The organism is Desulfobulbaceae bacterium DB1, from assembly GCA_001914235.1.
Taxonomy (GTDB): Bacteria; Desulfobacterota; Desulfobulbia; order Desulfobulbales; family SURF-16; genus DB1.
On sequence record MQUF01000006.1, the window covers coordinates 1 to 23112 of the forward strand.

Consider the following 23112-nt stretch of genomic DNA (forward strand, 5'->3'; position numbering starts at 1 on the left):
GGAAGCAGATACACCCAATCCCTCCCGAAAAAAAGTGGAAGGAAGATTTGATTTATTAATCAACAAAGGTTTATATGAAACTCTCAGTTTGGGGGGCAACAAAGTCCTTTTTTTTTTAATTGTGTCAGAATCAGCCTCTGGCAGATAATTTTTATATTCGTAGTTCCGTAATACGGACTGACAATTCGTTGTACAGATGGCTGTCGGTCATGTTAGTGCCGCGCTCAATGGCTTCAGTTAACAATCGACCTCTGCTGACGTAATTTATTTCTTCGCAGGTCTTATTACCCTTATGATGCCGCAATGGGCACCAGTTCATAACCCAATTCTTTTGCCTTTCTTTTCAATATGGTTATCTTGTTCTCGGCATTCTTCCTGGAAAGATAATCCTCTCCAAGCTCTTTATATTCCTCACCATTCTTGATAATTGCGTAAATGGCCTTCAGTATCCGATGGGCTATTGCCACAATGGCTTTTCGTGGACCTAATCGGGCTCGAATCCGGTAATATTTGTCTCGGTAATACGTCCCTTTTGTTTTTACCGCCGCCCAGGCTATCTCCACCATGACAGTCTTGAAAACATGCTTGCGAACAGGCGACTTCCCGCTACGCCTTTTGCCTGCACTTTCATTGTTCCCCGGGCATAATCCTGACCAGGACGCCAGTGCCCCTGAGGAGGAAAACTCTTGCAGGGTTGGTCCAAGTTCACCGAGGACATATTGAGCAGAAACTTCATTTATCCCCGGAACAACATCAAGACGGCTGATTATGTCATCATGGCTGGACATCATTGCCTGCATCCGTTCTGTGATGATGGCTATTTCCGTCTCGATGATTGTGATCATCCTCATCAAACTCATCAGCAAGAAACGATGGTGATCTTCAAAAAAGCCCTGTATGCTTCGATACAACTCTTTTACTTTCGACTTCAAACTGCCCTTGGTGCATTGTTCTATTTGCTCAAGGCCGATTGGTGATTCCGCGGCACAGAGAAGCTCTATCAGATTCCGACCCGTTACTCCAAAAAGATCTGATACAACACTGTCGATCTTGATATTGGCCGTCTCGAAAACCTTATGAACACGTCTTTTGTGGTCTCCGAGACTTTGACTGTATTTCTTCCTGCTCCGACCCAATTCCCGCCAATGGCGAACTGACTTCTCGGGAATAAAGCTGCCACGGACAAGTCCTACCCTGAGTAAACCAGCAAGCCAGCGGCTATCTTCAATGTCGGTCTTGCGGCCTGGTACATTTTTTACATGACGAGCATTGACAAGAATGACTTCCAGGTACCCTTCAATTATATTATGAACCGGACGCCAGTATACTCCTGTGCTTTCCATGGCAACAATGGGACAGTGGCTATCTATCAACCACTCCCGTAACTCGATAAGTTCATCGGTGAATGTGCCATACTCGCGTATTTCGTATGCTTCTTTGCCTGTTTGGTCCATTGTGATCAAGCAGGCTGAAATTTTCCCTTTGTGAACATCAAGTCCACAACAAATTGGGTGTATGACTGATAGTAATCTGGTATCTTTTCCCTTCCTGGCCATGGTTATCCTCCTTTTGTTTTCGTGATGGAAAATTTAGGGAATAACTATGGCCTATTTTTCTCAAAGTTTCATGCTTCGTTGTTCCCGTCCACGGGGATGGGGGTTAGTGGTAATCACAAATTCTTTTACATGCAAAAAATGACAAAACAGTCCTTTTCAGTGTACAAAATACTGCCCTTCTAACAAGAAGGTCAATATAAGTGGCAGCCATCTTGTCTTGGCCTGTTCGATGTCATCCAGGAAAGCCACGATGGTAAGGACATCGTCAAGATTATCGTGGCCAGTGGTTCTGAAAAGCCCTATTACCTCAAAAAGTACGGAATGTCCGAAAAGGATTACGGCTTCTGCTGTCTCGTCAAGACCTGCAAGCAGGTACTGGACAGGCTTGAAGGCATTGGAAATCGAACCATCACCAAAATAACGCCGAGAAAACGGATAAACCGCAACCTCTGGAACCGGATCGCCCTTCGCGAGGCAGTCATCAACACCATTATCCACAACGATTACACCACCGAACTGGTGCCCAAATTCGAAATATTCGCCGACCGTCTGGAAATGACCTCCGCGGGGCAGTAAGTCAAACTATCCTCCCTAATAAAGAAACAAGAAAAGCATTGCTTATTAAGGTTTTCGAGCTTGTTGTTTTTATGTATTTTCTTTTATAACTAAGAAAAATAACACACAATTTCAAACAATTAAGAGCAAAGGAAATAATAAAAATGAAATCCACTGGAAACAAAAAAAGGACTAACAAGCTGATATCGCTTGAAAGTCCTTTATTGTTTTCTGGTGCCCCCGGTAGGAATCGAACCTACGACTCCAGGATTAGGAATCCTGTGCTCTATCCACTGAGCTACGAGGGCATTGTGTTGGCACTTATATAACGTATAGTAATCGGAGAAACAACAAATTTTCCATGTCAATCGTCGCGTGGCCCGGCTGATCGGGGTGGGAGCGCCAACACCGATTTGTCGAGTTGCGGCCTTGCCGATGTGTGGTTTTGTTTCTTTCCTGAAGGGCATTTTCTCTGTTTTTTCTTTTTAAGGAGGCAAAGATCCGCTTTGCGTCAAATTGACGCGCGCTTCATTCTCGCGTTAATTTCCTTGCGTAAAAACGATGAATCGCTCAACGTTGGAAGGCGTTACGGAATAACTTGTCTCTTTGCGGCGATTTCGGTACGCTTTTTTATACCGTCACTGCTCTGCAGGCATCCATGGTGTCGTTATGCCGCGGCTCGGGGCGGGTCGGCAAGCAAATGAACAGGAACCACCGCCCGGCAATTTTGATCAAGGAAGTGAAAGCATGGGGAAAAATAAATTTTACGAATTTTTACATGCGTCCAAAAAGCGCGCCCGCTTTTTTGCTTATTTTCTGATGGCTGTCCTGGCCGGGAATCTGGATGCTCTCGTTGATTTTTTTCTTCATCCGGAAATCGCCTATTTTGATCAGGAGCATTTTGTCGTCGGCAGTATCATGTGTCTTTTGACCATTATTCTCTGTACCTTGCTCGAAAGCAACATCCAGGAAGAGTCCTTCGGCAGCCACTCGATGTCACCCGGCATGGGGCCGTATGTCTGGTTTATAGCAGCTTTCTGGGCAATTATCGTCTGCTTTTCCCTGGGCTGGAATATCGTCAGGCAGAAGCAGGAAGTGTTGCAGGTTGCCCTCAACGAGGCCAGGACAATATACCAGAAGGATCTGGTCTATTATCGCTGGGCCACGGAAAACGACGGGGTCTTTGTGCCGATTTCCCCGAAGACCCAGCCGAATCCTTATCTGCAGCATGTTCCGGAGTATGAGGCAACCACATCGTTAGGCAAATCATTAACCCTGGTCAATCCGGAATACATGATCCGCCAGGTTTATGAGATGCAGACACCCCTTTCCGGTATTCATGGTCACATCACCAGCCTTGATCCCATCCGCTCGGAAAATGCCGCCGACAGTTGGGAAACCGATGCCCTGGATCAGTTTGAAGAAGGGGTAAAAGAGGTCAGTTCCATTGAAGATATTAATGGCGAACCCTACCTGCGCTTGATGCGTCCACTGGTAACCGAGGTCGGCTGCCTGAAATGCCACGCTGCGCAAGGTTACGATGTTGATGATATCCGCGGCGGCATCAGCGTTTCAGTGCCCATGTCACTCCTTTTTTCCATTTACAGGAAAGATGTCTTCATGTTTTCCCTGGCCCATGCAATTCTCCTTGGCCTCGGTTTGGTCGGCATTTTCCTCGGCTCCTGCCGGATCAGGCAGTCCATGCTGGAGCGTGAACAGGCGGAAGCGAAAACCAGATCCATTATCGACAACATGCTTGATGGACTTGTCACCATGGACCAGTCCGGAAACATCGAGACGTTAAACAGCGCGGCGCTCAAAATGTTCGGTTATCAGCCGGCAGAGATTGTCGGTTACAATCTTGACAGGCTCATTGAGTTTCCGGAAAGCGCCGACTGGATTGCGGGAAAACAGCACGATTTTCATTTTGACATGAAAAAAGCCATGGGCAGCCAGAAAGAGCTGACAGGCAAACGGAAAGACGGCTCGACATTTCCGGTGCAGATATCATTCAGTGAAATGGTGCATGGCATGAGCCATCTTCTCATCATAACCGTGCGCGACATCACCCAGGAAAAAATAAGGAAAGAGGAAGCCCTTCGCACCGGGCAACTTGCCGCCATAGGCGAACTCGCGGCCGGGGTGGCTCATGAAATCAACAATCCCATTAATGGAATCATCAATTATGCACAGATTCTCATGGATGATCATGAGGAAAAGGACGAAGCGGATAGCGTTCACAAAGACATTATGGGGCGTATTATCAAGGAAGGGGAACGTATTTCAACCATCGTCAAGAACCTTCTTTCCTTTGCCCGGCAGCGGGATGAAATCGTTGAACGCATCAAGCTAAGCGACATCATTCAAGACAGTCTTTCTCTGCTCATGCATCAATTGCACAAGGATGGTGTTCAGGTGACCGTCAATGTGCCGGAAGAACTTCCTTTGCTCAAGGGCAATCCCCAGCAACTGCAGCAGGTCTTTGTCAATCTGTTGACCAATGCCAATTATGCGTTGAATGAAAAATATCCGGGGCAAAACCCTGAGAAGCGCATCGAAATTGCCAGTGCCGTTGTCAGGCAGGACGGAAGGGATTTTATCCGAACCACGGTAAGCGACTGGGGGTCGGGCATTTCCCAGGATGTCATCGACCATATTTTCGACACCCTTTTCACCACCAAGCCACCGGGCGAGGGTACGGGTCTCGGTCTGAACATCAGCAAGGGCCTCATCCGCGATCACAACGGCTATCTTTCCCTGGCAAGCACGCCGGGCGAACCGACGGTTGCCACGGTAGACCTTCCTGTCTCGGAAACCCCGGCCGACAATGGCGACGATGAGTGATGCCGTTTCTGCTGAAAAGAAAGATTTAAAACTAATTTTACGTTATGATTGAGTCGGTATGCGCCGAACAACGGCGGCTGCGTTTTTGCCGCTGTCGGCGAAAAAGAAGAGTTCTTGATGTTGCAGCTTCTCATTTTGATCCCGGATTTTTGCATTTACCATTATGAAATTAAATAAAATTCTGCTGAAAGGCCTCGTGGCGATCCTGCCGATCGCCGCAACCCTGTATCTTCTGGTTTGGCTCATGACAACGGCTGAGCATGTCCTGGGCGGATTGCTGCAGATTGCCTTGCCTGATGGCTGGTATCGTCCCGGCATGGGCCTGGTTGCCGGTATTGGCGTGGTGCTGGCGGTCGGTTTCATGATGGAAAACTTTTTTGCCCGCAAGGTGGTTGCGTGGGTGGAAGAGTTTAATATACCGGGTCCCGTTTATAAAGAGCATTTACGGCGCGGTGCGTGATTTTCTGGCCTTTCTCTCCCAGGGCAAGGAAAAGGGGCCCCGACAGGTTGTTGCCGTTACTCTGGGCAACACGGGGGTGAAGCTGATCGGATTTGTCACACAGGATGAAGTCGCTTTTCTCCATTCGTTACCGGGAGAGGAAAAGGTGGCCGTTTATTTTCCCCTGAGCTATCAGATCGGCGGGTATACGGCGCTGGTTCCCCGAGCGATGTTGGAACCGCTTGATGTGACCATGGAACAGGCCATGCAGTTTGTCATGACCGCGGGCATCATCGAAGGGGAGAAGCAGGGAAAGAGGGCGATGCCCGGCCTGTGAGTCGAGCGGAAGACGGACATGGATTTGTTTCCCGGGCTATTTGCCGGGAGTCAGCACGCTGGTGATACCGTGGAAAGTGGAACCTGGAATGAGTACCTGAAATTTTTTGCCGCCCTTGTTGCCATCGTCAACCCCATCGGTGTCGTGCCGATATTTGTCAACCTGACTGTGGAACAAAGTGAAAGGGCGCGTCATCGGACGGCACTGACGGCCGCCTTTTCCGTGGCGGTTATTCTGCTGCTTGTTTTGTTCAGCGGCGAACTGATCCTGCGTTTTTTCGGGATTACGGTTGGCTCCTTCAAGGTGGGGGGCGGCATTCTTATCCTGCTCATGGCCATTTCAATGCTGCATGGCGCGGTGAGTCGGGTGAAACAGACGGAGGAGGAGGTTCATGATTCGGCTGATCGGGATAGCGTGGCGGTCGTGCCCCTCGGCACCCCGCTTCTTGCCGGACCGGGTGCCGTCAGCACGGTTATTCTCTATGCCCAGCGCGATTCCACCGTCTTTCATTATGGCGTTCTCTTTGCTGAAATTGTTTTGCTGGCAGGGCTGACCTGGATTATTCTGCGGCTTGCGCCGGGGCTGGCAAAAATGCTGGGAAAAACGGGAATTAATGTCGTGACCAGGATCATGGGCCTGATCATGACCGCGGTGGGAGTTGAATTTATCGCAAACGGTTTGAAACAGCTTTTTCCCGTGTTGGCAGGGTAGGCGGGTCAGTTCGTGTCCGGGGAATCGGTGAAAAAACGGCAGGCGCTGTCCTGCCAATCCCTGATCTGGTCGCTGTAAAGATCAACTTTTGTTTCCATGCCGCACACCGTGCAGACCACCCGGGCGCTGCTTCAGCGTCCTTTTATTTCCGCTCTGCCGCCGCAGAAAATACAGGTGAGATGTAATTCCGGTTCATTTTTCATGAGACCCTATGGTAAACGGCGCATCGTCAATTGGAAAGAAAAATAAGAGAGCAAGACGTTTTGGCGGAAAAAATGGATGTAACCGGGCTGACGGGCGGCATGGGATCGGGGAAAAGCGCCGTGGCGCGTTTCCTCTGCCGCAGGTTTGCCGTTTCATGTTTCAGTGCCGACCGGATCGTGCATGAATTGCTTGAGCCGCACCGGTCCTGCTGGCAGGTGGTTCGTGATCTCGACACGTCCTTTCTGAACGAGGATCAAACCGTCAAGAAGCCGTTTTTTCGGCAAGCCCTCTTTGGTGATGCCGCCCTGCGCCGACAGGTAAACGAGAGAATGCATCCCCTGGTTCGTCAGGCGCTGCTGGGGAAAATCCAGGGGGAACATCGCGAGAGCGGGCAGAGCCGTTTTCTTCTTGAGGTGCCGCTTCTGTATGAAGCGAACTGGCAGGATCTGTTTTCCCGGGTGATTGTCGTCTATGCGGAGCCGGAAAAATGCGTGGAACGAGTGATGGCGCGCGACGGTGTTCCGCGTGAGCTGGCGGAAAAGTCGATTTTTTCCCAATGGTCTCTTCGGGGAAAGGCCCTGCGCGCCGACCATGTGGTGAACAACAGCGGACTGTGGGCTGACGCCTGCATACAGCTTTCCCATCTTGGTGAATTGCTCTGGGGGAAGTGCGAAACGGGCACTTCAAAAAAAAGTCTATAAAAAAATCTTGACAGTATAGGAGAAATACAGCAAATATCATTAGTATCCCTGATCCTTCCACGTGCGACAAATTAACAGATCGTTGAGATCGTAATCGTTCCGTTTCATTTTCGTAATTTATCGAATCATTTACTTTCACAGAAATAACCTAGCATATCTACAAATATCTATTTTTATAATATTCTCTTTTTTTAACGGACGTAATCCGCTGCGCAAGATGTGTCGTTTCTGACATTTTCTAACCTCGTTACCTTGCATTGGTAAGGTTTTCATGCTTGTCTGGTCCATCTTTCGCCTCTTTAATAAAACGGATTTCGTCCGGCAGTTAGCAGGCCTGCGCGGCTCGCTTCGTGAAACCGGAAAAGTGTGCGCCGTCTCAAGAAAAAAATCAATGCAGGAGCAGTGAGTCAAACTCCCCGGATGCGGTGGAGGACTCATATTCAATCAGCAGGCTAACTTGAAAAGATGATTTTTCGATCATATGGAGCATCTTTGGGAGGATTTTCAATTCCGCGGGCGCGAGGATGAAAAAATCAACCAGGGTGCCTTGATCGAAAGAAAATACGGTTTTTCAGGTTGTCTGAAAAATTTAAAGTATGAACCGGCGGGTCAGCGGCGAAAGCCGTCCCGTCACAATTTGTTGAGGAGAAAAAAAGGCAGATGAATTTAACCGATTTAAAAGTAATGAAGATCAATGAGTTGACCAAGCTGGCCAAAGAGCTTGGCGTTGAAGGTTTCAGCTCGATGCGCAAGCAGGAATTGATCTTTGCAATTATCCAGACCAAAACCAAAGAGATGGAAAAAAACGGTGTGGTCCGGGGAAATGGTGTGCTGGAGGTGCTGCCGGATGGATTCGGCTTTCTCCGCTCGCCGGATTTTAACTATCTGCCAGGTCCTGACGACATTTATGTTTCTCCGTCACAGATCCGCCGGCTCAATCTGCGTACCGGCGACAGTATCGACGGTCTGGTTCGTTCACCAAAGGAAGGGGAGCGTTATTTCGCTCTGCTGAAGGTGGAGAGCGTCAACTACCAGCCGCCGGAAAACGCCAAGAACAAAACCATTTTTGCCAACCTGACCCCCCTTCATCCGGAAGAGCGGATCGTGCTGGAAAATGAACCCGACAACTATTCCGTGCGCATGATGGATATGATGTCTCCCATCGGTAAGGGGCAGCGCGGTTTGATTGTCGCTCCTCCCCGAACCGGCAAGACGGTTCTGCTGAAGGATATTGCCAACAGCATCACCAAGAATCATAAGGAAATCATCCTGATTGTTCTGCTCATTGACGAGCGGCCTGAAGAGGTTACCGACATGGCGCGCAGCGTCAATGCCGAGGTGATCAGCTCGACCTTCGACGAACCCCCCCAGCGGCATATTCAGGTGGCGGAGATGGTGCTGCAGAAGGCGAAAAGGCTGGTTGAGCATAAATTTGACGTGGTTATTCTGCTTGACAGTATCACCCGCCTGGCCCGCGCATACAACACCGTCATGCCCTCAAGCGGTAAAATTCTTTCCGGTGGTGTTGATTCCAATGCCCTGCACCGTCCGAAACGCTTTTTCGGCGCCGCCCGGAATATTGAAGAAGGGGGCAGCCTGTCGATCATCGCCACTGCCCTGATTGAAACCGGCAGCCGGATGGACGAGGTTATTTTTGAGGAGTTCAAGGGCACGGGTAATATGGAAATCGTCCTTGACCGCAAAATGGCCGACCGTCGACTTTTCCCGGCCATGGACATCAACAAATCCGGCACTCGGAAGGAAGATCTGCTGCTTACTCCCGACGTCATCAACCGCACCTGGATTCTGCGCAAGCTTCTTTCCAACATGAAAGCTGCCGATGCCATGGAGTTTTTGCTCGACAAGATGAAGGGAACCAAGACAAATCAGGATTTTTTTGATTTGATGCATGGGTGATGAACGAAGATTCAAACGAAATTGAATTGGTGTCGTTGTTATTATGATTGCAAAAAAAAGTAGGTCGTTTATATTCAGCTGTTCCCCGTTTGAAAAAGTCGGCATTATGAAGCAGCCGACCTGCGACGATTTCAGCATATACATTTTTTGGAGGTTGTGAGATGAAAAAAGATATCCATCCTGAATATCATAAGTTTAATGCCGTTTGCGCATGCGGCAATGAGGTAGCCATCGGCAGTGTCGAGACTGAGATGAAAGTTGAGATCTGTTCAGCGTGCCACCCGTTTTTTACCGGTAAGCAGAAGCTCATTGACACCACCGGCCGGGTTGAGAAATTCTTGAAGAAATATGGAAAAACTCTGAATAAATAATCGGTTTTTCCCATATTCCCTTCCATGTTCGCCCAATTTGCCGATATTGACGAAAAGCTCGCCGAGCTTGAGGGAATGCTTTCCGACCCGGCAGTGCTCGCTGATCAAGGCGAGTACAAACGGGTGGCCAGGGAGCATTCCCGGGTTGCGAAACTTCATCAGCTGTATACGCAATATGAAAAGGTGAGCCGGGAGCTGGCCGAGAGCCAGGAGCTTCTTCATCAGGAAGGCGATGAGGAAATGCGGGAACTGGCGAAAAACGATATCGCGGAGTTGAACGCCAGGGCCAGGCAGCTTGAGAAAGAGCTGCGCATCACCTTGCTTCCCAAGGATCCCAATGATGAAAAAAATATTCTTCTTGAGATCCGCGCCGGCACGGGCGGTGACGAGGCGGCCCTTTTTGTCAGTGATCTTTATCGCATGTATTCGAAGTATGCTGAACTGCAGGGCTGGCGTGTCGAGGTGATGAGCAGCAATCCCATCGGCATTGGCGGTTTCAAGGAGATCATCGTCCTGATCAGCGGCGAACAGGTATACAGCCGGCTCAAGTATGAATCCGGCGTGCACCGGGTACAGAGGGTTCCTGAAACAGAGGCCCAGGGCAGGATACACACCTCGGCGGTTACGGTGGCGGTTATTCCCGAAGTGGAAGAAGTGGAGCTGCATATTGACCCTAATGAGTTGCGTTTCGACGTTTTCCGTTCCTCCGGACCCGGCGGTCAGAGCGTTAATACCACTGATTCCGCAGTCCGTGTTACCCACCTCCCCACCGGCATGGTGGCCACCTGCCAGGACGAGAAATCCCAGCATAAAAACAAGGCCAAGGCGTTGAAGGTGTTGCGTGCCCGACTGCTTGATCAGATCCAGCAGGAACAGCATGACCGCATCTCCGAGCAGCGGAAGATCCAGGTTGGGTCGGGGGATCGCAGTGAACGGATACGTACCTATAATTTTCCCCAGGGTCGTATGACGGATCACCGCATCAATCTGACTCTTTACAAGCTTGACGATATCATGCTCGGCAAGCTCAACAGCGTCATCGAGCCGTTAATCGCCCATAATCAGGCAGAATCACTGAAAAGTTTGCAGTAGCATGTGATGAAGGATCGAACCAATCAGGTAATTTTTTCAGCGCCTCTTTCCCCGCTTCCTCTTTGTTCAATCATTTTTTCCGCTGGTTCTTCCCGGTATCCGTCCGCATGAAAGCCCACGATCTTTATCAGCATGGCATTCACCGCCTGAAAGAAGCCGGTATTCCGGACCCGGAAATAGAATCGTCTCTTCTTGTCGGTCATCTGCTCGATCTTTCCCGCACCCAAGTTCTTCTCCATGAAAAAGAGGTGCCTGACTCGGTCTCCGAACGTTTTGCCGTGTATCTGGAGAGACGCCTGCAACGGGAGCCGCTGGCCTATATTCTCGAAGAGCAGGAGTTCTGGTCATTGCCCTTTTATGTGAACAGCGACGTGCTGATACCCCGGCCGGAAACGGAGTTCCTGCTTGAAATCGTTCTCCAGGTCATAAAGGGTGACGGTCGAAAAATGACAGACCTGTCGCTCCTGGATATGGGAACCGGCAGCGGGGTCATTCCCATTGTCCTGGCTTTGGAGCTTGCCGGCGCCTCTGTCTCCAGTCTTGATATTTCCCGGGCCGCTCAGGTGGTTGCCCGCCGTAATGCCCTGCGGCATGGGGTTGCGGAAAAGATATCGTTTATCAATGCCGACTGGCTGTCCGCCATCCGGCCGATTCCACTTTTTGATCTCGTCATCAGCAATCCTCCCTATGTTGCGCGGGAAACATTTGCAACGCTGCAGCCTGAGGTGAGCCGTTTTGAACCCCGTTTGGCCCTTGACGGCGGCGAAAAGGGGATGGAGGTCATTGCCGGGTTTGCCGGGCAGGTAGCCGACGTGCTGAAAACAGGCGGGCGTTTCTTTATGGAGATCGGCGCGGATCAGGGTTCCTTGGTCATGGATCTTTTTTCTTCGTTTTCACAATTTGACGGCCTCACCGTGTATGAGGATTACGCGGGGTTGCCGAGAATTTTTCACGCAAGGCGGTCATGATGGATAAAATTGTTATAGAAGGCGGCAGAAGTCTGCAGGGCGAGATCAAAATCAGCGGCGCCAAAAACGGGGCTCTGCCGATTATTGCCGCGACATTGCTTTGTCCCGGGGTGCATACGATACATAATGTGCCGCAACTGCGTGACATCAGGACGATCCTGCAACTGCTGGAAAGCCTGGGCGCAACCTATGAAAGGCTTGACGGCAATGTGCTGCGGGTCAATTCGGACAATGTGACGAAGTTCGAGGCCTCCTATGATCTGGTGAAAACCATGCGCGCTTCGGTGCTGGTTCTCGGGCCGCTGCTTGCCCGCTTGGGTCGAGCCAGGGTGTCGTTGCCCGGCGGCTGCGCCATCGGCGCCCGTCCCATTGATTTTCATATGCAGGGTTTTCAGAAGCTCGGGGCCCAGCTTGAACTTGAGGAAGGATATGTCGATGCCCATGTCACCGGCAAACTGCGGGGCGGAACCGTTTATTTCGATATCCCCTCGGTCACCGGAACGGAAAACATTCTGATGGCGGCGGCCCTTTGTGAAGGGACAACTGTTATCAAGAATGCCGCCAAGGAGCCGGAAATCGGCAACCTGATTGATATGTTGACCAGAATGGGGGCCAAAATCGAGGGCCGCGACACGGACAAGCTCACCATTTGCGGGGTGGCTGAACTTCACCCCGCTGAAATTGAAATCATTCCCGACCGGATAGAAGCAGGAACCTATCTTATCGCAGTCGGCGCAGCCGGCGGCGACCTCACTCTGACCGGCTGCAAACCGGCTCATCTTCCTTCACTTTTTGAAAAACTTCGGCATGCCGGTCTGTATCTTGAAGAAGGAAAGGATTCCATCCGGGTTATCCGATCCGGACCCTTGAAGAACGTTGATATCAAAACCATGCCCTATCCGGGATTTGCCACGGATCTGCAGGCGCAGATAATGGCCTTGATGACTTTCACCGAAGGGCTGAGCGTCATTCACGAAAATATTTTTGAAAACCGTTTCATGCACGTTGCTGAATTGCGGCGGATGGGCGCCGACATCAGGGTTGACGGCGGCAAGGCCATTGTCAAGGGAACCGGCAAGCTGACCGGCGCCCGGGTGATGGCAACCGACCTCAGGGCCAGTGCTTCGCTGGTTATTGCCGGTCTTGCCGCCCAGGGTCGCACGGAAATATCCCGCGTTTATCATCTTGACCGGGGTTATGACGATCTGGTGGGGAAACTTTCCGGAGTCGGGGCAAAAATCTGGCGGGAACCTGAGAACTAGTGTCGTGTCAAGTATCATCCGACGTTTCATTTGGAGGTCGGAAAACCTTTCCCGACAGGGAAGTGTCGGCATGGGTATGCCGACCTACAGGACAATTCAAGCTTGACATGACACGAGCGCACTTTCCACTGCTTTTCGATGGGGCTGGTGTGTTGCCGAGCAAGTCCGGCTAGACAATCCAGAGGGCTGTTTCAACCGCCATAGCAACAACTCGGTCCGTTACTCCTTTATATGTTTCTTTTTTGAATAAACCTTTTTTTCTTCCCATGACGATGGTGCCGAAGTTGTCCATCAGGGCTTGGCGTACAATCTGACGGCTGGGGTATAATCCTTTCGTGGTCTGGAGGGTATGGATGCGATCTTGTGGAAAGCCTGCTTCGACAAGCATCTGCGTGGGAGCCTGAAAAAGGCTGTCGGGGTGTATGAAGTGTGTTTCGCACCACTCTTTGCCCCAATAGTCATAGCAGACCTGTGGATCCACTTCGATATTCTCGGTAAAAAATGCCTGTGAGTTAAAAAGTGTTATTTCCGCCCTGGGATGATCTTTGAGGATAAATGCAAGGTGATCCAGTGCCTTAAGCGCATAGGGTGTGCCATCCACCGGGACAAAAAAAGTATGGGAGTCGACAAACCCGTCAATTATCCAGATGGGAACATCGGTGCATTTTTCGAGAATCTGTTGTGAGACACTGCCGAGGATTAATTCCTGAATTTTGCTTAGGCCGCGTCGGCCGATAACGAGAGCATCATAAAGTCCGTGTCTGGCATGGTGAATTATCTCGGAGGCAACAGCCGACGTTGTCGCCTTGACGGTAGAGGAAAGCCTCTTCTCATCAATGCCGTTTTGTTTGAAGAGGTCAATAAATTTTCTGGGGGCCTGTAAAGAATTTTGTGTAAATGGTTTTCATTTTTAATTTTCAATATGCAGGCATTCTGTCGCCGAACAAGATTGAAAAGCGGTTCAAGGCAGCCTTCCAGTCTCTGATTGGCATAGTCCATTTTTTGGCGATATTGTTCAGCGCCATGTAAAGCAGTTTAAGCATCGACTCGTCATTGGGAAATGAACCCCGGTTCTTGGTAACTTTGCGCAGTGACATGTTCAACGACTCAATAGCATTGGTGGTATATATCACCTTGCGTATCTCGGGCGAATACGCAAAAAATGGGGTGATTCTTTCCCAATTTCTTCGCCAGGATTGGCCGATGGACGGATGCGTTTTGTCCCATTTTTCTTCAAAGGTCATCAGTTCCATTTCGGCCTGCTCGGCTGTTGGCGATTGGTAAATGGCCTTGAGATCCGCAGCCACCTCTTTGCGCTGTTTCCATGAGACATATTTCAGGGAATTGCGCACCATGTGGACGAGACAGAGCTGGACCTGGGTGAAGGGGAAAACCGTCTCAATGGCTTCAGGAAAACCCTTGAGGCCATCGACGCAGGCAATGAAAATATCCTGCACGCCACGGTTTCTTAGCTCAGTCACTACCTGCAACCAGAACTTGGCGCCCTCGTTTTCGGCAACCCACATTCCCAGGACATCCTTGACGCCGTCCATGGTGATGCCAATAGCCAGATAGACCGCCTTGTTCTTAACATGCCCATTGTCGCGCACCTTAACCCGGATAGCGTCCATGTAAACAATGGGATAAATGGGGTCCAACGGGCGATTTTGCCAAACTTTAACCTCGTCAGCAACGGCATCGGTGACCGTTGAAATCAGGGTGGGAGAGACATCAACTCCGTAAATGTCTTCCAAGTGCCCCTGAATCTCCCTGGTAGTCATCCCTCGGGAGTAGAGAGAGATAATCTTGTCGTCAAAGCCGGGAAAGCGGGTTTGCCCTTTGGGAATGATGACCGGATCGAAACTGCTGTCGCGGTCGCGCGGGACCTCAATCGGCATTTTACCGAAGTCGCCCTTGATGGTCTTTGCAGAGTTACCATTTCGGGCATTACCGCCTTTGGTGACGATGGTTCCATGTTTTTCGTGGCCCAGGTGGACGGTCATTTCCGCCTGTAACGCCCGCTCCAGTAAGGCCTTGGTGAGCTGCTTGAGCAGCCCGTTTTCACCGATCAGTTCTTCGGGCTTCTGGTAATTGTAGTCGGCAAGTAAACGATCCAAAATTTCTTTATCAATGGCCATATGAGCTCCTTTTTAAAGGGTAGTTTTTTGACTTACTCAGTCATAGCCATTTACACAAACTATTTTACACCCTCTTTTCTGGTCACACTTTCAGCTTGTCTGTATTTGTCCCGACTTTCAGGGCGCAGCACATTGAGCAGTTCATCCTGCTCCAGCCACTCCTTGCCTGCTGTCATGCCGGTACAGGAGACCAGGGATAAAAGATCAAAACGCACATCTTTCACATCGCCGAAAAGCCTGCACAAATAGCGTACTGCATTATGGCTGTATATGGATTCTTCCACAGCAACCAGAATTTTTCTTTCCATCCGGAAACCTCGGCCTATTCTTTCTGAAAATAAAGTGTGATGACACGCTATTATCCGCATTTTTAAGATAAACCCTTCTTGCGCTTTCTTGCCAGGTATTTTTTTTAAACCCCTTTTGTTTTGGAAAAGCGAAAGAGAAGAAAAGAACCGTACAGGCCCGCCGTCACTTCAGCCGTATAAACGTGTTGTCAGGGAATACGTTATATTGCCGCCGGGTAATGTGGAATGGTTTAGCCTTTTAGATTGACAGGCTTGATGTCTTTTCAATAAAATAATTAAAGAAGGGTGGATCGGCGGGGCGGCTGGTGAAACCTGTAAATCCATTTCTTCGACATCTTTATGCGGATATAATTCGGTAAGTGATAAGCACAAAATGAAAAAATGGGGACGCAAAGATCGGATCTTTCAAACCCCGGAGGAGGAATGCGATGGACCCTGTTTCACTGGTGCCGGCTCCTGATGCGCTGCCGGTTCACTGGCTCTGGCTTCAGCTCTTTCTGACAGTGACCACTTTTCTTCATCTTGTAGCTATGAATGTATTGCTCGGTTCGGGCTACGTCGCCTTTGTTTCTTCCTTCACCCGGAAAGAGGGGGCGCATATCCTGAGTAAAAAGATTGGGGAAAAGCTCCCGTTTGTGCTGGCATTTACCATCAATTTCGGCGTTGCTCCACTGCTTTTTCTGCAGACACTTTACGGCCAGTTTTTTTATACCAGCACGGTTCTTATGGCTTCATACTGGATGGCAATCGTCGGTCTGCTCATTGTCACCTATTATGCCGCCTATGTTTTTCATCTGCGCTTTGATGCGCTTGCCCATCTGCGCACCTTTGTGATCGGATTCGCATTCCTGCTGCTTCTCGTTATTTCGTTTTTTTTCACAAATAATATCAGCTTGATGCAGATGCCGGAGAGTTGGAGTCATTATTTCGCCAACCGGAACGGTTGGTTGGTGAACTATGATGACGCAACGCTTTTTCCGCGCTATCTCCATTTCGTCGTTTCCGGTATCGCGGTCGGCAGCCTGGCCGTGGCCGTGTTGTATGATTATAAAAAAAAGAGAGGTGATGCGGAAGCCGTTCAATGGGTCAAGCAGGGATGTCGATGGTTCAGCATTGCAACCGGCGTGAATTTCGGAATCGGTTTCTGGTTTCTCGGAACCCTGCCACCCTCCACCCATGACGCCTCCACTTTTGTCGGGATGCTGTTTGCCGTCGTGCTCTACGGTTCGATTGCGTCAGCCGCTGTGTCACTTGTTAAGGCCATGACCTATCGAGTTATTCCCGCTGCCATCTGGACCTTGCTCACCGTTTTTCTTATGGTCGTTGCCCGTGACCTTGTGCGAATTTCCTATTTGAAGCCGTTCCTGTCCCTGTCTGATCTGCCGGTTACCCCTCAATATTCACCATTTGTTCTTTTCATTGTTTTCTTTGTCGGGGTAGGGTTTCTGGTCCGTTGGTTGCTGCACGTTGCCTGCAAGTCAAAGGAGGTGAACCCATGAATTATCCCATCTGGCAACTCGATTTCGCGGGTGGCGGCTTGCTTATTGCCGTCATGGCGATAATTCATGTTTATATTGCCCATTTTGCCGTGGGCGGGGGGCTTTTTCTCGTTTTGACGGAATATAAAGGTGTTCGGGAAAACAGCAGGGAAGTCATCGATTATGTGAAAAAACACACAAAATTTTTTCTGTTGCTGACCATGGTGCTCGGCAGTCTGACAGGGGTGGGCATCTGGTTTACCATTTCCGTATTGAATCCTGCCGCAACATCGGTATTGATCCACACCTTTGTCTTTGCCTGGGGGGTTGAATGGCTCTTTTTCGTCACTGAAATCGTATCGCTTTTTATCTATTATTACACTTTTGACAAGCTGGACTCCCGCACTCATCTTCTTATCGGCTGGATTTACTTCGGTGCCGCATGGATGTCGCTGTTTGTCATCAACGGGATTATCGATTTCATGCTGACGCCGGGCAACTGGCCGCAGACCGGCAATTTCTGGGGAGCCTTTTTTAATCCAACTTTCTGGCCGGCTCTCTTTTTTCGTACATTTCTGGCGGTGATTATTGCAGGCCTCTTCGGGTTTGTCACCGCTTCCGCCTTAAAGAAAAAAGACTTGCGAGACTCCATGCTGAAGTTCAGCGCCATTTGGCTTCTGGTGCCCTTCATCTTTTTTATCGGCGCAGCCTGGTGGTACCGCGCCGCACTGCCTCCACAGGTGGAGGAATTGGTTTTCCAGGGAATGCCGGCCCTGAAACCCTTTCTGTCTTCCTTTGTTGTTTTCTCACCGCTGCTCATTCTGGGGGGACTTGTCATGGGCATCAAGCTGCCGTCCGGAGTGAGCAGATTGCTTGCCGGGGTGATGCTGCTTGTCGGTCTGATGTATATCGGCACCTTTGAGTTTATCCGTGAAGGGGGAAGAAGACCGTATATTATTTACGATTACATGTATTCAACCTCCATACGGAAAGCCGACGTTGAAAAGGTTCGACAAACGGGTGTTCTGCAGGCGGCCAAATGGCTCGATCAGCGGGAAATCAGTGGAGCCGGCATCAGCCGGCAGGGGGAAGAGGTTTTCAATCTCCTTTGTATCTCATGCCACTCCATCGGTGGTCCTTTGAATGACATCAAGAATCTTGCCGCGCCACTCACCGTGGCAGATCTGAGGTCAACCATACCCGCCATGGGAAAAGAGCTTGCTTTCATGCCCCCTTTTGCCGGAAACGAAAAGGAAAAGGAAGCGGTCATTCACTATGTGCACAGGACATTGATGAACAGGGTGGAGCAGTAAAGGGGGAAAACTTATTTTCACGCCTTGTGCAGGGCTTTCTCCAAGGCTTTCACATGGACGTTGCCGGCAATATGCAGGGCGCTTTTGCCGCTGACCGGATCAAAGTTGCTCGGGTCGGTGGGGCAAAGGTACTGGATCTCCCGGGCAAAGCATTCGCGCGCCTCGTCCACGGTCAAACCGATAATTTTTTTGGTGACCTCCCAGCTTGCTCCGCATGACGCTCCCCGCACCACCTGTAACGCAACTATTTTGTTGTCCCGCAGGGTCACTTCGTATTCTGGAATGCCGAAGATCTCGCCGTAACGGCCCAGGCCGGGCAAGCGCCCCAGGGAGCAGCAGGTGACCGGGGTAATGGCCTTGCTGTTTTTTTTGCCCGAAGCGATAAGGGGGATTTGTTTCTCCAGGCATCGATCGGCGAGATAGTCAAGCAGATCGGGATGCGCGAGAAAGCTGATTGCCAGATCCGCCTGGAAATCGTCGGGGAAAAACGGTGCCGGATCATCAATGAATTCAGGCAGCCCGGCGGGGAGGTCGAAAACGCGGGTGATGACGAGGTTTGATCCGTATTGGCGGATCCCCTTTATTTTTGCCTCGCCTGATCCTGCCTGTTGAAAAACAACGATTGCATCCATGGAACGCATGTGAAGAATCAGGCGGGGATGAATGGTTGGACCTCGACGCCTGCTGGTCGGGGTAACTGCTAGTGTGTCAACTTGCTGCCGCTGTTGCTGAGCTGGCCGGAAAACATTTCGTCGAATTCGGAGATGATTTTTGTCCGGGATGCTTCCACGGTATCATACGGCAGGTCAAGAAAGAGAGCGACATCGTCGATTCCCCGACCCTGTCCGAAATGTTGTTCCGCAATAATAATCTTCAATAGATCTTCCTGGATAATCGGCCGAAGATTTTCTTCAATGTCTTTCAGTACCTCACATGCCTGAGAAAATGTCTTTCCCTTGGCAATTTCCCGACGCATCCGCAATACCGCCTGTTCGTAGAGGAATTCGTCGTCGTGATGCTTGATGGGCTCTGATTTGCTAGTTTTTGTGTCTGCCATGGTAAATCTGTGTTCCTGTAATTCCTGTCAGCGTTCAGGTGGTGACCGCTTTTGTGGATAATTCCGTTGCGGGATCAGTTGGATGGGGTTACCGGTTGCTGTTTCCGCCGGGAGTTCCATTGCCGTTTTGTTGCTGCTCTCCTCAATTTCCTTATCGAGTCGAAAAGGAAATTCCTTGAAGAACAGTTTTTGAATGAAGGATTTTTTAATTGAAACCAGAAATTGTCTTTACAAAAAAAAAACAAAAAAAGAAAGGGAACAAATGATTTTTTTAAGCGCAGTCGGAGAGAATTTCCACGATAATGTCCTTGTTGTACTCCTTGAGCCGCCATATGCCGGCCAGATCAATGGCGTTTTCGGCAATGAGCGGAATATCCGCGGTGTCGATGCCCGCCTCGATAAGCGACGTGGGGCTTGAGATGCGCATAAACCATTGTTTGAGCAGGGCGATACCCTGATCAGCCACGGAGCGCTCAGCGCCGGTGAGGCCGAAAACACGTTGGCCGAACTGGACGAATTTCTTCGGATGCCGTCGGGCCTGATGGCGCATCCAGGCCGGCATGACGATGGAAAGGCCGGCACCGTGGGGGATGTTGTAAAGGGCGCTCAGGGAGTGCTCGATCATATGCATGGGAAAACCGACCATGCCGAGTCCGGCGGCGGTCCAGCCGTTGAGGGCCAGGGTGGCACTCCACATGAGATCGGCCCGGCCCTGGTAGTCATCGGGTTTTTTGAGCACCTTATCGCAGCTCTCCATGATGGTGATCACCAGACCTTCCATGAACCGGTCCTGGACCGGTGTGGAGGGGTCCCTGGTGGTAAAGTAGAATTCGAGAATATGAGCGACGGCGTCTATGGCCCCATATGCGGTGTAGTCGGCCGGCACGGTGAAGGTGAGGGTGGGATCAAGAATGGAGACCCTGGGGTTGAGCAGGCGGTTGCCCACGCCGAATTTCTGCCTGGTCGCGTCATTGGTGATCACCATGCCGCCGTTCATCTCCGATCCCGCCGCGGCCAGGGTAAGGACGCAGGTGAGCGGCAGGGTTTGCCTGATGCTTTTTTTTGCCCTGAAAAACTGCCAGACGTCATGTTCGGCAAGGGCACCGGCGGAGATGGCCTTGGCGCTGTCAATCACGCTGCCGCCTCCGGCCGCGACGATGACCTCGATGTGGTTGTCGCGGGCCGTGGCGATTCCTGCCCGGACATGGGAAAGCAGGGGATTCGATTGCACGCCGCCATGTTCGATGACCTCGAGGCCGGCTTCGCCCAGGAAGGCGGTGATTCGGTCAAAGACACCGGTTTTTTTGATGCTGCCCTGCCCGTAGACCAGCAGCGCTTTTCTGCCGAAAGCAGCGGTTTCCTTGCCGATTTCCGTCAGATTGCCGGCGCCGAAGAGGATTTTTGTTTGGTTGTGGAGGACAAAGTTCCGCATCGTGGTTTCCCTTGGTGATCAGTTGTTTCCCATCTCGTGGGTCAGGGTCACATACTGTTCAATGGTAAGCTTTTCGGCCCTGATTGCCGGGTCGATTCCGGCTCGGTTCAAGGCAAGCTGGATGGTTTGTTTGTTTTGTCCGGGCAGGGGGGAGGCGGAAAGGGCATTGAGCAGGGTTTTCCGGCGCTGCTGAAAGGCGCTTTTGACTATTCTGCGGAGAAGTTTTTCATCATGGGGGGGCAGGGACAGAACCCGTTGCGGCGGCGGATCAAAGGTGATTTTGACCACAACCGAATCCACCTTGGGCCGGGGATGAAACTGGCCCGGACCCACATCGAGCAATCGCCGCACCTGGGCCGCGCCTGCCATGAAAACCGAAATGATGCCGTATTCTTTAGTCCCCGGCGAGGCAATAAGGCGCAGGGCCACCTCTTTTTGCAGCATCAGCACTGCCCAGGCCATGGAGCGGCGGTTGTCGAGCAGTTTGAAAAGAAGCGGATTGGAGATGGAGTAGGGGAGATTGGCGACTATTTTCAGCCGCCCGCCGCACTGGGCGGCCAGTTCGGTGAAATCCGCCTTGAGCAGGTCCTGATGGATCAAGGTGACGTTATCCGCCAGGTTCCCTTCCGTTTGTTGCCATTCGATAATTCCCGAATCGATTTCCAGGCCGATGACATGGCGGGCCTTTTGCGCCAGCGGGCCGGTCAGGGAGCCCAGGCCCACGCCGAGCTCGACAACGGTGTCCTCACCGGTTACGCCGGAAAGGTCGACTATTCTTTCCGCTGTTTGCCGGTGGACAAGAAAATTCTGCCCCAGCTTTTTTGAAGGGGCAAGTTTTTCATTTTTCAGAATCTGTTTGATCGTTTGGATACTCATAAAAGGCCATTCTTTCCGCGCGCAACCGTTCTTTTCTTTTGCGCAGGGATTGGTAAAAATAAAGTGAAAGAAAATAACCGGCAAGGCTGAAGGGAAAAGCGAGGATTGCCCCGCCGCCAACCATGACGATCACCGCATCCCAGCCCATTTTGCTGATCTCGGTCAAGGTTTCCCGGAAACCCGTATGGCCGGAAATGACGGCCATGAGTTCGTGAATGCGCTGCCAGGAAAGTTCGTAGGGTAAAAGGGCGGTGCCGATGCGCCAGGATAAGTAATATTGAAGAAAAAAGGTCAGGGGGTTGCTCACCACGCAGCTTGCCAGGATGCCGGCCAGCTTGCTTGCCCGGAGAAAAACGGCAAAGAAGAGGATGAGGATGGTGTGCAGCGGGATGGTCGGCGTGATGCCGATGAAAACGCCCACTGCCACACCGCGGGCGATTTCCCTGGGGTCGCCCTGCAGTCGGAGAAATTTCAGGTAGTAGTAACGGATAAAACGTTTCATCGGGGGACGGTAAACGGGCTGCGGGAATAAACATCCATTTCATAGGTGGTCACCGCGGATTGCTGAAAGCGATGAAATCCGGCCAGGGCGATCATGGCGGCATTGTCGGTGCAGAACTCCCGGGGCGGCATGAAAACCCGGAAGCCGTTTTTTTGTCCCTCTTCGAACAGAACCTCGCGTAATCGCGGGTTGGACGCCACCCCGCCGGCCAGGACGATGTTGCTGACCCCAAACCGGCCGGCGGCACTGATGGTTTTGCCGGTTAAAACGTCAATGACGGCTTCCTGGAAAGAAGCGCATATATCGGCAATCTCCTTTTCATTGCCTTGGGCAAGGCCGCCTTCACCCGTTAATCGCGTATTTTGTTTGACGTAATTGGCGACAGACGTTTTGATGCCGCTGAAGCTGAAATCAAGGCTGTCCGGGGCGAGCCAGGCGCGCGGAAAGGCAATGGCCTTCGGATCGCCTTTTGCCGCGAGGGAGGAAATGATCGGCCCGCCGGGATAGGGAAGCCCGAGGATTTTCGCCACCTTGTCAAATGCTTCACCGGCCGCGTCATCCCGTGTTCTGCCGACCAGGTTGAAGCGGAAACGATCGGTGACATGGAAAAGGGAGGAATGGCCGCCGGAGGCGATAAGGGCAAGAAAGGGGAAGCTCGGTTTTTCCCGGCCTAAAAAGACGGAAAAAAGATGGCCCTCCATATGATCCACCCCGACATAGGGTATTTTCTTCACCATGGACAGGGCCTTGGCAAACGAGAGTCCGACCAGAAGCGAACCGATCAGTCCGGGCCCCTGGGTGACGGCCAGCCCGTCAATCCGGTCCAGGGTGAGTCCGGCCTGATGCAGCGCCTCGTCAACCACCGGATAGATATCCTCCAGATGCCGGCGCGACGCAAGTTCCGGCACAACGCCGCCGTATTTGCGATGAAGCTCGATCTGTGAACTGACGACATTGGCCAGCAGGCGCTCATCGTTTTCCATGATCGCCGCGGCTGTTTCGTCACATGAACTTTCTATGCCCAAGATAATCATGAAAAAAGCAGTGGTAT

Annotated in this window: 22 protein-coding genes, 1 tRNA gene and 2 pseudogenes; 13 read left to right on the top strand and 12 right to left on the bottom strand. The window is 51.1% G+C overall.

The features are described from left to right. Nucleotides 1-290: 290 nt before the first annotated feature. Nucleotides 291-1556 (bottom strand): IS110 family transposase, encoded by a 1266-nt coding sequence (locus tag BM485_06605; GenBank protein ID OKY75420.1) that lies wholly within the window; start codon nucleotides 1554-1556, stop codon nucleotides 291-293. Between the two features lie 276 nt (nucleotides 1557-1832). Here BM485_06605 and BM485_06610 point away from each other — a divergent pair, with 276 nt between their 5' ends. Beyond that, nucleotides 1833-2132, top strand: a complete 300-nt coding sequence (locus BM485_06610; protein OKY75421.1) for a hypothetical protein — start codon at nucleotides 1833-1835, stop codon at nucleotides 2130-2132. A gap of 211 nt (nucleotides 2133-2343) precedes the next feature. Here the strand turns inward: BM485_06610 and BM485_06615 are convergent. Next, nucleotides 2344-2419 (bottom strand) — tRNA-Arg (locus BM485_06615). Between the two features lie 361 nt (nucleotides 2420-2780). Between BM485_06615 and BM485_06620 the strand changes: the two genes are divergently transcribed. From BM485_06620 to BM485_06665, 10 genes and pseudogenes are all read left to right on the top strand, one after another. Next, nucleotides 2781-4955: a hypothetical protein gene (locus BM485_06620; protein OKY75422.1), complete on the top strand. Its 2175-nt coding sequence runs from the start codon at nucleotides 2781-2783 to the stop codon at nucleotides 4953-4955. Nucleotides 4956-5115: 160 nt separating this feature from the next. Further along, nucleotides 5116-5731: pseudogene (locus BM485_06625) on the top strand (hypothetical protein). Between the two features lie 69 nt (nucleotides 5732-5800). Continuing rightward, complete coding sequence (locus BM485_06630; protein OKY75751.1) at nucleotides 5801-6442, top strand: amino acid transporter; 642 nt, start codon at nucleotides 5801-5803, stop codon at nucleotides 6440-6442. Between the two features lie 275 nt (nucleotides 6443-6717). Continuing rightward, nucleotides 6718-7347 (top strand): dephospho-CoA kinase, encoded by a 630-nt coding sequence (locus BM485_06635; protein ID OKY75752.1) that lies wholly within the window; start codon nucleotides 6718-6720, stop codon nucleotides 7345-7347. Between the two features lie 481 nt (nucleotides 7348-7828). Next, nucleotides 7829-8011, top strand: a complete 183-nt coding sequence (locus tag BM485_06640) for a hypothetical protein (protein ID OKY75423.1) — start codon at nucleotides 7829-7831, stop codon at nucleotides 8009-8011. Further along, a complete protein-coding gene (locus BM485_06645; GenBank protein ID OKY75424.1) occupies nucleotides 8008-9264 on the top strand; it encodes a transcription termination factor Rho in 1257 nt (418 codons plus the stop codon). Before BM485_06640 ends, BM485_06645 begins: the two co-directional genes overlap by 4 nt. A 161-nt stretch (nucleotides 9265-9425) precedes the next feature. After that, nucleotides 9426-9635 carry a 50S ribosomal protein L31 gene (locus tag BM485_06650; protein ID OKY75425.1) on the top strand — a complete coding sequence of 70 codons (210 nt, stop codon included), beginning with the start codon at nucleotides 9426-9428 and terminating at the stop codon, nucleotides 9633-9635. Nucleotides 9636-9659: 24 nt separating this feature from the next. Further along, the gene (locus tag BM485_06655) at nucleotides 9660-10727 is read left to right on the top strand and encodes a peptide chain release factor 1 (protein ID OKY75426.1); all 1068 of its coding nucleotides are present in this window, start codon (nucleotides 9660-9662) and stop codon (nucleotides 10725-10727) included. A 107-nt stretch (nucleotides 10728-10834) separates the two neighbouring features. Next, a complete protein-coding gene (locus tag BM485_06660; GenBank protein ID OKY75427.1) occupies nucleotides 10835-11695 on the top strand; it encodes a protein-(glutamine-N5) methyltransferase, release factor-specific in 861 nt (286 codons plus the stop codon). Continuing rightward, the gene (locus tag BM485_06665) at nucleotides 11695-12957 is read left to right on the top strand and encodes a UDP-N-acetylglucosamine 1-carboxyvinyltransferase (protein ID OKY75428.1); all 1263 of its coding nucleotides are present in this window, start codon (nucleotides 11695-11697) and stop codon (nucleotides 12955-12957) included. The genes BM485_06660 and BM485_06665 overlap by 1 nt, the downstream gene beginning before the upstream one ends. 169 nt (nucleotides 12958-13126) lie before the next feature. Here BM485_06665 and BM485_06670 read toward each other — a convergent pair whose 3' ends face one another. From BM485_06670 to BM485_06685, 4 genes and pseudogenes are all read right to left on the bottom strand, one after another. After that, nucleotides 13127-13558 carry a hypothetical protein gene (locus BM485_06670; protein OKY75429.1) on the bottom strand — a complete coding sequence of 144 codons (432 nt, stop codon included), beginning with the start codon at nucleotides 13556-13558 and terminating at the stop codon, nucleotides 13127-13129. Between the two features lie 57 nt (nucleotides 13559-13615). Then, nucleotides 13616-13777, bottom strand: a pseudogene (locus BM485_06675) (hypothetical protein). A 97-nt stretch (nucleotides 13778-13874) separates the two neighbouring features. Then, on the bottom strand, nucleotides 13875-15095 hold the full coding sequence (locus BM485_06680; GenBank protein OKY75430.1) for an IS256 family transposase: 1221 nt from the start codon (nucleotides 15093-15095) through the stop codon (nucleotides 13875-13877). Between the two features lie 59 nt (nucleotides 15096-15154). After that, nucleotides 15155-15403 carry a hypothetical protein gene (locus BM485_06685; GenBank protein OKY75431.1) on the bottom strand — a complete coding sequence of 83 codons (249 nt, stop codon included), beginning with the start codon at nucleotides 15401-15403 and terminating at the stop codon, nucleotides 15155-15157. Nucleotides 15404-15831: 428 nt separating this feature from the next. Between BM485_06685 and BM485_06690 the strand changes: the two genes are divergently transcribed. Both BM485_06690 and BM485_06695 read left to right on the top strand, forming a co-directional pair. Continuing rightward, entirely contained in the window at nucleotides 15832-16902 is a 1071-nt protein-coding gene (locus BM485_06690; GenBank protein OKY75432.1) for a hypothetical protein, read from the top strand. Beyond that, complete coding sequence (locus BM485_06695; protein ID OKY75433.1) at nucleotides 16899-18194, top strand: hypothetical protein; 1296 nt, start codon at nucleotides 16899-16901, stop codon at nucleotides 18192-18194. Before BM485_06690 ends, BM485_06695 begins: the two co-directional genes overlap by 4 nt. Nucleotides 18195-18211: 17 nt before the next feature. Here BM485_06695 and BM485_06700 read toward each other — a convergent pair whose 3' ends face one another. The 6 genes from BM485_06700 to BM485_06725 all read right to left on the bottom strand — a co-directional run bounded on the left by BM485_06700 (nucleotide 18212) and on the right by BM485_06725 (nucleotide 23095). Beyond that, nucleotides 18212-18835: a hypothetical protein gene (locus BM485_06700; protein OKY75434.1), complete on the bottom strand. Its 624-nt coding sequence runs from the start codon at nucleotides 18833-18835 to the stop codon at nucleotides 18212-18214. Between the two features lie 59 nt (nucleotides 18836-18894). Beyond that, the gene (locus BM485_06705) at nucleotides 18895-19251 is read right to left on the bottom strand and encodes a hypothetical protein (GenBank protein ID OKY75435.1); all 357 of its coding nucleotides are present in this window, start codon (nucleotides 19249-19251) and stop codon (nucleotides 18895-18897) included. 271 nt (nucleotides 19252-19522) lie between these two features. Next, the gene (locus BM485_06710; protein OKY75436.1) at nucleotides 19523-20683 is read right to left on the bottom strand and encodes an NADH-dependent alcohol dehydrogenase; all 1161 of its coding nucleotides are present in this window, start codon (nucleotides 20681-20683) and stop codon (nucleotides 19523-19525) included. Nucleotides 20684-20701: 18 nt separating this feature from the next. Continuing rightward, nucleotides 20702-21559, bottom strand: coding sequence for a ribosomal RNA small subunit methyltransferase A (locus tag BM485_06715; protein OKY75437.1), 858 nt, complete (start codon nucleotides 21557-21559; stop codon nucleotides 20702-20704). After that, nucleotides 21522-22061, bottom strand: coding sequence for a hypothetical protein (locus BM485_06720; GenBank protein ID OKY75438.1), 540 nt, complete (start codon nucleotides 22059-22061; stop codon nucleotides 21522-21524). Before BM485_06720 ends, BM485_06715 begins: the two co-directional genes overlap by 38 nt. Continuing rightward, nucleotides 22058-23095, bottom strand: coding sequence for a tRNA (adenosine(37)-N6)-threonylcarbamoyltransferase complex transferase subunit TsaD (locus tag BM485_06725; GenBank protein OKY75439.1), 1038 nt, complete (start codon nucleotides 23093-23095; stop codon nucleotides 22058-22060). Before BM485_06725 ends, BM485_06720 begins: the two co-directional genes overlap by 4 nt. Nucleotides 23096-23112 lie beyond the last annotated feature (17 nt).